Here is a 10,418-nt window from a genome sequence, read left to right on the forward strand (position 1 = left end):
TTCTTTTTTTCTAATAGCATCATTAGCCTCTATTTTTTTAGGCTTTTGTTCTACCACTTATTTTTATTCTTGCCTAGATGCCCTTATTTTAGCGCTTACTTATATAAAAGGTTGTTCATTGCAGATATAAAGTCTTTATCTTCATAAATTTCAGCTATACACTAAATTAAATATTTCGCAAAGCAATGATAACACAAAATTAAGTAAGGTATAATAAACTAGCTATAAATCAATAATAGGTAATAACTCATAACTACCGTGACGTTATTTTTCAATGTAAGTAACCCGAGCTGCATATAAGAAATAATTAGTAAGAGGCGAAAAAACTGTTATATACAAATATTTGAATACAATTTTAGTTAGCAATATAGTCATTGCGAGAGCATTTTAATGCTCGCGGCAATCCAGGAAAATTATCAATAAATGTAAATGCGACAACAATTCTGGATCACAGCACTCGAGACTAAAGTCTCTCCCTCGTGATGACGAAAACAAAAACGTCATTGCGAGGATGATGATAGGCATCCGTGGCAATCCAGATATATTTCAAAAATGTAAGTTAGGCAATAATTCTGGATCACTACAGTCGAGACTTTGTCTCTCCCTCGTGATGACTGCTCAGAGATACTCCTCTTCATGATGATAAAATTTGCTATAAATTTCTTATATGCAGTTTGGGTTAATTTTAGCATGGATTATATTGCAATAGAAAAAATTAAAGACTTTTTAAATCTTTGAAAATCAAAATCTCCTCTCTTTTTTGTTACATAATATTAAAATTATTTAATTTTTACCTGCCCCTTCCTTTATCCTTACCTTGAGAAACATCTTGAGCCTTGATTAAATTTGTCCAAAATCCCTCTCCTTTATTTTCACTTGCAGCCAACCTAGCAAAAATAAAACCCATCTTTTGTGACATAATAAATTTAGACCAAAATCCTTTTGGCTTAACAACCCCAACTACTTTACCCTCATCTTTATCAATTTTCCTTGGAGAAATTTTTTCAACCTTGTCTAGTTCTTGATCTAAATTTAATTCATTTTCTTCTTTTTCTAAAAATAAAAAATCATTTTTTGGCTTAATATTATTTTGGGTTTTTCTATATGGAGAATTTTCTTTTATATCTTTTATACGATTATTAAATTTTTCCTTATTTATTTTTTTAATAAAAATAAATACCATCAATAATAAAAATGGTATAAAGCTTAAAATAAATAATGCTGTAACAAGAGCAATCATAATAACTCTGCATAATGAATAAAAAACATCAGGCCGATATTTACATTGAATTTTATAGAAAAAGTATACATCTTTTAGGCCTTATTTTTCCTGTACTTTATCACTTTTCTAAAAATAGTACAATGATAGTTCTTATTACAGCACTCTTAGTTCTCTCTTTTATTGTGGATAAGATTAGAGTAAAATTTAATTTATTAGAATATAATTTTTTTAAAAAAATTGGTCTTTCCCAAATATACAGAAAACATGAACAAAAAAGTTATTCTGCATTAACTTTTGCTTTTATAGGAATGTTGATTTGCTTATTAATATCTTCTAAACCTGTTTTCAATCTTGCTATATCAATATTAATACTATCCGATACAAACGCATCAATTATCGGAAAATTATTTGGAAAAACAAAAATAAACGGAAAGAGTATTGAAGGTAGTATTGCATTTTTCTTAACTTCATGTGCTATAAGCCTATTTATTACCTTTATTTACGAACTTGATTACAAATTTTTATTCACTTCACTTCTCGCATCACTTCTCTCAGCAATTGTAGAACTATATTCAAATAATGCAAAACTTAATGATAATATGATAATTCCTATTTCAGTTAGCGCTATAATGACTATTTTTGGATATTAGCATATACTTTAGTTACTATTGTTTTTTTCACTTAAAGATATTAGTATAGCTTATATAGTACTATAACACTTAAAAATGATAACATATAAAAGTAAGATTATTACATATTTAGCTTGGTTATTAATCGGGTATTTAATTTTTCAAAAATATACAGAATATAAAAACAAACCTAAAATACCTGTGAATAATGAAATGTCTCAACTTAAATCTGATAATAGCAAAACTATGTATACTATTAAAATTGATGAACATAAAAATTATGAACAATTTACTTTAATGGAAAAGTTTGCATATAAACTTATAAAAAATGATATACCAGAACCTCTAAGAAAAAAGATTGAATCATCAAAAAAAAATAATTGATATCGCAATTTAAGCTTATGGAAAATATAATTGAAGCATTTACCTTAAGGAAAAGAGCAACCATACTTTTTCTAATAGTACTAACTATCTGTGGTTATTTTTCATATACTTCAATACCAAAAGAAGATAATCCAAACGTTAAAATACCCATGATATATACAGTTATAACTCATCAAGGGATTTCTCCAACTGATTCTAAAAAATTGATCTTAAGACCTATGGAAATGGCTTTGAGATCAATATCAGGCATAAAACAATTAAAATCATATGCCTTTGAAGGAAGTGGAGTAATATTAATTGAATTCCATGCAGGATTTGATAGTGATAAAGCTTTACGAGATGTAAGAGCAAAAATAAATGATACTGAACATGAATTACCTAAAGATACTGATAAACCAGTAATAAAGGAAATTAACTTAAGTTTATTTCCTGTTTTAAATATAATTTTGACTGGAAATATACCTCAAGATAGCCTAATTAGTATTGCAAGAGATTTAAGAGATAAAGTTGAGAATGTACAAGATGTACTTAGCGTAGATATTAGTGGAGATAGAGAGGATATTGTTGAAGTAATAATAAATCCTGAGACACTTAATTATTATGGATTCAACTTATCTCAAATTAAACAAATGATTGCAGAAAACAACTCTTTAATAGCTGTTGGTAAAGTTAAAAATGAAGGTGGAAGTTTTTCTGTTAAAATACCAAGTACTGTTGAATCTGTAAACGAACTTAATGATTTTCCAATTTTTAGTTATAAAAATAAAGTAATTAAGCTAAAAGATATCGCTGTAATCAAAAAAACTTATAAAGATCCAGAATATATAGCAAGAGTTAATGGAACATCAGCAATTGTCTTAGAAGTAACTAAAAGAACAGGTGCAAATATAATTTCAACAATATCACAAGTAAAAGACGTAGTTAAAAATCAACAAAAGTACCTACCAAATAATCTAAAAATAATTTATTCTCAAGATCAGTCTGAAAACATCAAAAGTATGGTTGACGACTTAGAAAATGGAATTCTATTAGCTGTTATTTTAGTAACTATTGTGGTTATATTTTCAGTTGGTGGAAGATCAGCATTATTAATAGCACTCTCAATTCCATCATCTTTTTTAATTGGTATATTAGTATTGGAAATATCTGGTCTTACCCTTAATATTGTTGTTTTATTCAGTTTAATATTAACAGTTGGAATAATAGTTGATGATGCAATAGTTGTTAGCGAATATGCTGACAGAAAAATCATTGAAGGAATGTGTATTAATAAAGCATTTGTACATTCAGCTGTCAGAATGTTTTGGCCTATTCTAACTTCTACACTAGTTAAAGTTGTTGTATTTATGCCCCTATTATTTTGGCCTGGTGTTATAGGTCAATTTATGAAATACATGCCTATAACAGTAATAATAATTCTTACTAATTCTATTTTATTTGCTTTGTTTTTTCAGCCTTCAATGGGGCCATTATTTGGTAAGCCTAAAAAATTTGACTTAAAAATCATTAATTCAATGAAAGCTGCTGAAGAAGGAGATATACATAATCTCGAAGGATTATCAAAAAGGTATCATAATTTACTAAAATCAGTATTAAATAGACCAAAAACGTTTATCGCTTCTAGCTTTCTCTTATTAATTTCTGTATATGTATTTTTTGGTATATCAGGCACTGGGGTAGAATTTTTTCCTAAAATTGAGCCTGAAAATGCTGTAATTGCTATCAAAACTGGTATCGATCTATCTCTTGAAGAAAGAGATAAAATAACAAAATCTGTAGAACAAAAAATACTTAATATGACTTCTGATATTAAAGTATTTTATTCTAAAAGTGGTAATTTTGATAGAGATGATTCACTTCCTAAAAATACAATTGGAACAATACAATTGGAACTAGCTGATTGGAAAAACAGAAGAAAAGCAGATATTATTTTTAAAGATATTAAAGCTAGAGTATCAGATATTAAAGGAATAGATATTGAAATTTTGGCTCAACAAAATGGACCATCTCAAGTAAAACCAATTACAATTAATTTTACTTTTCGAGATTTTGATAAAGTACCTAAATTTGTTAATAAAGTTAGATTAGCCATGGAAAAAATGGGAGGATTTAAAGAGGTAGAGGATACTAATTCTACTCCAGGAATTGATTGGAAAATTGATATAAATAGAGAATTGGCAGCTATTTTTAAATTAAATGCTATAGATATAGGAAATAATTTACTTTTATTTACTGATGGCCTTAAATTATCAAGCTTTAGACCAGATTATGCTGATGATGAAGTTGATATAGTGTTGAGATTAGATCCAAAAAATAGAAATATTAACGAAATGAATCAATTAAATATAATTAACAAAGATAATCAAAAAATTCCAATTACAAATTTTGCAAACATCAAGGCAACTGATAGAATTAACAAAATTACTAGAGTAGATAGGGAAAACGTAATTACAATAAAATCTGATGTTGAAAAAGGAGTTTTAGTAGATGATAAAATAAAAGAATTACAAGAATGGTTAAGTAAAAATTCTGAAGAAGGAATAGATTATCAATTTAAAGGTGAGACCGAAGATCAAAAAGAAGCTTCAAGCTTTTTAGGTAAGGCTTTTTCTTTAGCCCTAATTATGATGTTTATGATAATGTTAATACAATTTAATTCATTTTATCATACCATAGTTGTTATGAGTGCAGTATTTTTATCCACTGTAGGAGTTTTATTAGGACTTATAGTAACTTGGCAACCTTTTGGCGTTGTAATGTGTGGAATTGGCATTATCGCTCTATCTGGAATCGTTTTAAATAACAATATTCTATATATTGATACTTATCAACATCTCAGAAAAAACGGGCATGATGTCAAAGATTCAATAATTAGAGCAGGTATACAAAGAGTTAGACCAATATTACTTACAGCATCAACAGCAATACTCGGACTACTTCCAATGATTTTTGGCCTTACTATAAACTTTTTCACTCGTGAAATTAGCTATGATGCTCCTTCAAGTCAATGGTGGAGACAACTTTCAACTTCAATAGCAGGTGGCCTTGCATTTGCAACAATTTTAACATTATTTTTTACACCATGTTTACTTCTAATTGGCAAAAAATTTGATCCTTTTATTAATAAAAAATGAAAAAAGAGAATTATGACATCATAATTAGCGGAGCAGGATATATAGGAATGTCACTTGCATGTTTACTTGCAAAACAAAATTTAAAAATAGCCATTATAGACAATGTTGCTTTAAATTATATTCCAAAAAATGAATCAAATATGCCTAGCAGAACATTTGCTATTGCTTCGGCCTCAATGGAAATTTTTAGCAAAATTAATATAGAAAACAAGATTAAAAAATTTGCACAACCTATAAATCAAATATTAATTGAAGATCATAAAACTCATGAAGATCTTAATTTTCATCCAAAAGATTTAGATTTACAAAATTTTGGATATATGGTTGATGAGCAGCATATTATTAATGCTTTAAAATCTCAAATATCTACTCATAAAAATATTAGTCTCTATCAAGGGCAGGAAATAAAAAAAATACAAAATTCACCATATTATTCACAAATTACATTCTCTAATAGTGAAATATTAAATTCTAAACTATTAGTTGTTGCTGAAGGAAAGAATTCCAAGACAAGAGAGTTATTAGAAATTAAAATAAGAAAAATAAGTTACCAACAAGATGCCATTGTTTTTGATTTAAAGCATGAATATAATCACAATGGCATTGCAGTTGAAAAATTTTTAAGCTCTGGACCTTTTGCAATATTACCAAAAAAAGGTGGACATGAGTCTTGTATTGTATGGACAGATAAAACTGGCATTGGTAAAATTCTTAAATCTATGCAAAAAAAAGATGTCATTTATCTTATTAAAAAAAAGCTAAAAAATTATTTAGGTGATATTAAATTAGTATCTGATATTGCATTTTTTCCACTTAACTTAATATATGCAAAATCATATTTTAAAGATAAAACTGTATTTTGTGGTGATGCAATACACGGCATCCACCCTATAGCAGGACAAGGATTGAATTTAGGACTAAGAGATATACAACATTTACATAACTTAATAAACAACAATATAGAACTTGGACTAGACATATGCTCAAATAATATGCTTAATAAGTATAACCAGCAAAGAGAGTTTGATATTAATCTAATGATTAACTCTACTCATAACATAAATAACATTTTTGCTTCAAATTTAATTCTTGCAAAATTATCTTGTAAAATTGGCCTAAAATTCATTAATAAATTTACTCCACTGAAAAACTATATAATGAGCTATGCATCAGGTTATAAAATCTAATATAAGTTCCATAATTAAAGACAAACTTCAAAAAAATCTTAAAGTTATTTTTCTAGACTTAAAAGATGATTCACATTTGCATATAGGACATAATGATCAAGCTAAACAAGGTAATACACATTTTTCATTAACAGTTGCTGCAAAAGAATTTGAAAATATCAATTTATTATCTAGACACAAAATGATTAATGCTATATTAAAACAAGAGTTAGAGATAATTCATGCCTTAAGAATTAAGGCTTATACTGGGAAGGAATATTTAAACAAATATGATATGCAAAAAGCATGTCTTCAAAACGAAGATATTTAACGAATATGATATTAGAGGAGAATTTCAAAGAAATTTAACTGAAATTGATTCATATTTCATAGGTTGTAGTTTAGGGACGTATTTAAAAAATATAGGCATTACATCTAAAATATGTGTAGGTTATGATGGAAGAAAAAGTTCACCTTTACTGAAATTGCATTTAATTGAAGGGCTTCTAGATGTAGAATGCCATGTAGTTAATCTAGGCTTAATCATAACCCCAATCTTATATTATGCCTGTAATACTATGCACAATGCTTACTGTGGAATCATGATTACAGCCTCGCACAATCCTACAGATTACAATGGATTTAAAATTATTATCAATAAGCAGCAATTATCTGGACAAAATTTAAAAAAAATATATGACATAGCTAAAAATGGGAGGATAATATTATCAAATAAACGAGGAGTTTTAGAAAAAAATAATATTATTAATAATTATATTGACAAAATCACCAATCCACATACTCATTTTTCACCTAATAAACTTAATAACAAGATTAAAATAGCCTGGGACTCTTGCAATGCATCAGTAGCTAAAATTGTAAAAAATCTTATAAAAAAATTACCTGGAGAATACATATTAGTTCACGACAACATAAAATATCGTTATATAGATCCAACAAATGAACATAATTTAACTAAGTTAAAATATACAATTAAAAAATATAATTGTGATTTAGGTATTGCCTTTGATGGTGATGCAGATAGAATTGTTATTATAGATAATAATTTAAAAATATATTATGGAGATGAATTATTATTAATTTATACCCGTGACCTATTACAAAGACATTCAGTGCCAAAAATTATTGTCGATATTAAGGCAAGTAAAACTATAATAGATGAGCTCAAAAAATTTGGATCTCAAGTTATTTTATGGAAAACTGGTCATAGCAACATAAAAAATAAAATGAAAAAAACAAAAGCACTACTTGCAGGCGAAGTAAGTGGTCATTTATTTTTTAAAGAAAATTATTTCGGATTTGACGATGGATTATTTGCAGCTGCAAAATTCATATATTTATTTTCAAATAAAAATAGTGTATGCAATTTACGCAATATACCTAAAATATATATATCTACTGAAATTAGAATTATATTAAATAAAGAACACAAACTTATTTTAAATAGAATAAAAAAATTACTAACTGCTCAAAATATTAAATATATCAATATAGATGGAATAAGAGTCGAAAATCAGAAAGGTTGGTGGTTAGTAAGATGTTCAAATACTGAAGAAAAATTAACTATAAGATTTGAAGGCTATTCTCAAAAAAATTTTAACTTTATATTAATAACTTTATCAAATATACTGCGATCAGTTGGCTTAGACAATGTTTTAATTTAATTAAATTTAAGATGCAAAATATTTCATATATTATACAAGGTGGATCCCCTATACATGGTAAAATTTGTTGCATGGGTGCAAAAAATCTTGCAACTAAAGCAATGGTTGCAGCTTTATTAAGTTCTGAAATAACAGTACTTAGAGGAATGCCAAATATTGGTGATGTAGAAATTACAAAAGAACTATTAATATCTGCTGGAGTACAGGTTGATTGGAAACAAGATATTAACACCATGTATATAGATTCATCTAAAATAACTGAGTATGAGGCATCATTACCCGATACAAAAACAAATAGAGTGCCTATTTTACTTTTAAGTATATTGCTTCATAGATTTGGTAAGGCAAGTGTAACAACTGTAGGTGGAGATCATATTGGAAAAAGAAATGTTGATTATCATATCGAATCTATAAAAAAATTTGGTGCTGAAGTTTACCAAAAAGGCAATAAGTATATTGCTGAATCTAAAGCAAGGCTAAAAGCTTCTCATATTAATTTACCCTATCCTTCAGTAGGGGCAACAGAAACTTGTTTATTTTTAGGAGTTCTCGCAGAAGGCACAAGTATAATAAAAAATATTGCTATTGAACCTGAGATTATAGAATTAATAACAATGCTTCGCTCTATGGGTGCTATTATATTTCTCAACGGAAATAGAGAGTTAATAATTCATGGTGTAAAAAAATTAAATGGCACTAATTTTTTTATTGCAGGAGATAGAATTGAAGCAGCTTCATGGGCATCACTTGCATGCGCATCAAATGGTGAAATTGAAGTTTCAGGAATAAGACCAGATTTATTAGGAAATTTTTTACCTCATTTTAATAAAATTGGAGGTGGCTTTAAATTTTTAAAAGATGATAGCATATTATTTTTTCGTAAAAGAGAATTAAAATCTACAGAAGTTGAAACTGATGTTTATCCTGGATTTTCAACCGATTGGCAACAGCCATTTGCAACAATTTTAACACAAGCAAATGGCATATCTGTTATTCATGAAACTGTACATGAAAAGAGATTTGGTTATTTAGATATACTAAATAAACTTGGAGCAAAAACAGAAACTGTAAGTTCATGTCTAGGCTCTGTAGAATGCAGATATAGAGGGCAAGATCATATGCATAGCGCATTAATTCATGGGCCATCAAAACTAAAAGCTATTTCAACACCTTTAAAAATTCCTGATTTAAGAGCAGGGCTTGCATATTTAATTGCAGCTGTCTTAGCAGATGGGAAAACTCAACTTGATGCTGCTGAGCAAATTGAACGTGGATATGGCAATCTAATAGACAAGTTAAAGAATACAAATATAAAATTAGAAAGGATTATAAATTAATCTAGTTCAGAATAACATTTTTCTATTACAAGCATTGAATATACAGATAATTCAGTAGTATTATTTACACATATATATGGATATAAATTTGAATTTTCTGAATTGTTATTTTCTATATTTGATTTAAGCAACAAATAATCATAAAACTGCTTAATTCCATAAGATCTAAACATATTTATTGGAATCAATTTAGCAAAACTGGCTATTATATGTTCATTATTATATAACAGTTGGTGATTATAATTTGTAAACAAACTTGTCGTTAAAAATGATGCTGCATTATTTATTGAAATCATACTACATACATTTTCTGTTAAATCATCGATTATTGAAATTGGATTATATATAAAATTATTCACTGCATAATATACTTTATCAGGATAGCAAATACTTGCATCAATCATTGGCTCAACAATCATTTCATTAGATATCCAACCTATAATGCTTGCAACTCCTTTAAAATACTTAGGCATTTTTTCATACATAGATACGGTTATAATGTAAACGCTAAAATATCCCCATCTTGACAAGTATTATCCGCCTTTCTTTGGGTTTCTTAAGTTTTTTGATAATTCTAAAAAAAATTTAATTTGATGATATTTTTTTATCAATATTATATGGAAGTAAATTTACTAACTCTTTTGGATCAGAATAATCATGAATATGATTCAGCAAATATTTTAAATAATCATAAGGATTAATCTTATTTACTTTGCAAGTTTCAATAATACTATAAATATTTGCACTAGCTTTAGCACCCTTAGTTGTTGCACAGAACATCCAATTTTTTCTGCCAACTGCAAATGGTTTTATACTACGCTCCGAATCATTATTATCAATACGCAGTCTTCCATCTAAAAG

General features: G+C 27.5%; 10 protein-coding genes. 7 read left to right on the plus strand and 3 right to left on the minus strand.

What is annotated here, in order from left to right:
• Window positions 1-790: 790 nt before the first annotated feature.
• Window positions 791-1,240 carry a hypothetical protein gene (locus EIC27_RS03575; RefSeq protein WP_126044770.1) on the minus strand — a complete coding sequence of 150 codons (450 nt, stop codon included), beginning with the start codon at window positions 1,238-1,240 and terminating at the stop codon, window positions 791-793.
• Window positions 1,241-1,254: 14 nt separating this feature from the next.
• On the opposite strand from EIC27_RS03575, the gene EIC27_RS03580 reads away from it, so the two are divergent.
• The 7 genes from EIC27_RS03580 (at window position 1,255) to murA (ending at window position 9,557) form a co-directional block, all read left to right on the plus strand.
• Window positions 1,255-1,872 carry a diacylglycerol/polyprenol kinase family protein gene (locus EIC27_RS03580; protein ID WP_126044771.1) on the plus strand — a complete coding sequence of 206 codons (618 nt, stop codon included), beginning with the start codon at window positions 1,255-1,257 and terminating at the stop codon, window positions 1,870-1,872.
• Window positions 1,873-1,947: 75 nt separating this feature from the next.
• On the plus strand, window positions 1,948-2,235 hold the full coding sequence (locus tag EIC27_RS03585) for a hypothetical protein (protein WP_126044772.1): 288 nt from the start codon (window positions 1,948-1,950) through the stop codon (window positions 2,233-2,235).
• Between the two features lie 17 nt (window positions 2,236-2,252).
• Window positions 2,253-5,369, plus strand: a complete 3,117-nt coding sequence (locus EIC27_RS03590; RefSeq protein ID WP_126044773.1) for an efflux RND transporter permease subunit — start codon at window positions 2,253-2,255, stop codon at window positions 5,367-5,369.
• Window positions 5,366-6,556 (plus strand): FAD-dependent monooxygenase, encoded by a 1,191-nt coding sequence (locus tag EIC27_RS03595; protein ID WP_126044774.1) that lies wholly within the window; start codon window positions 5,366-5,368, stop codon window positions 6,554-6,556. Before EIC27_RS03590 ends, EIC27_RS03595 begins: the two co-directional genes overlap by 4 nt.
• Window positions 6,534-6,866 (plus strand): BolA family protein, encoded by a 333-nt coding sequence (locus EIC27_RS03600; RefSeq protein ID WP_126044775.1) that lies wholly within the window; start codon window positions 6,534-6,536, stop codon window positions 6,864-6,866. The genes EIC27_RS03595 and EIC27_RS03600 overlap by 23 nt, the downstream gene beginning before the upstream one ends.
• The gene (locus EIC27_RS03605) at window positions 6,826-8,220 is read left to right on the plus strand and encodes a phosphomannomutase/phosphoglucomutase (RefSeq protein ID WP_126044776.1); all 1,395 of its coding nucleotides are present in this window, start codon (window positions 6,826-6,828) and stop codon (window positions 8,218-8,220) included. The genes EIC27_RS03600 and EIC27_RS03605 overlap by 41 nt, the downstream gene beginning before the upstream one ends.
• Before the next feature lie 11 nt (window positions 8,221-8,231).
• Window positions 8,232-9,557, plus strand: coding sequence for a UDP-N-acetylglucosamine 1-carboxyvinyltransferase (gene murA / locus EIC27_RS03610; RefSeq protein ID WP_126044777.1), 1,326 nt, complete (start codon window positions 8,232-8,234; stop codon window positions 9,555-9,557).
• Here murA and EIC27_RS03615 read toward each other — a convergent pair.
• Both EIC27_RS03615 and EIC27_RS03620 read right to left on the minus strand, forming a co-directional pair.
• Window positions 9,554-10,087, minus strand: coding sequence for a hypothetical protein (locus tag EIC27_RS03615; protein WP_126044778.1), 534 nt, complete (start codon window positions 10,085-10,087; stop codon window positions 9,554-9,556). The two genes, murA and EIC27_RS03615, sit on opposite strands and share 4 nt — an antisense overlap.
• Window positions 10,088-10,142: 55 nt before the next feature.
• Window positions 10,143-10,418, minus strand: a 276-nt coding sequence (locus tag EIC27_RS03620) for a transposase domain-containing protein (protein WP_153183752.1), incomplete at its 5' end; no start/stop codon positions are given.

This window comes from Candidatus Aquarickettsia rohweri (assembly GCF_003953955.1).
Lineage (GTDB): Bacteria > Pseudomonadota > Alphaproteobacteria > Rickettsiales > Midichloriaceae > Aquirickettsia > Aquirickettsia rohweri.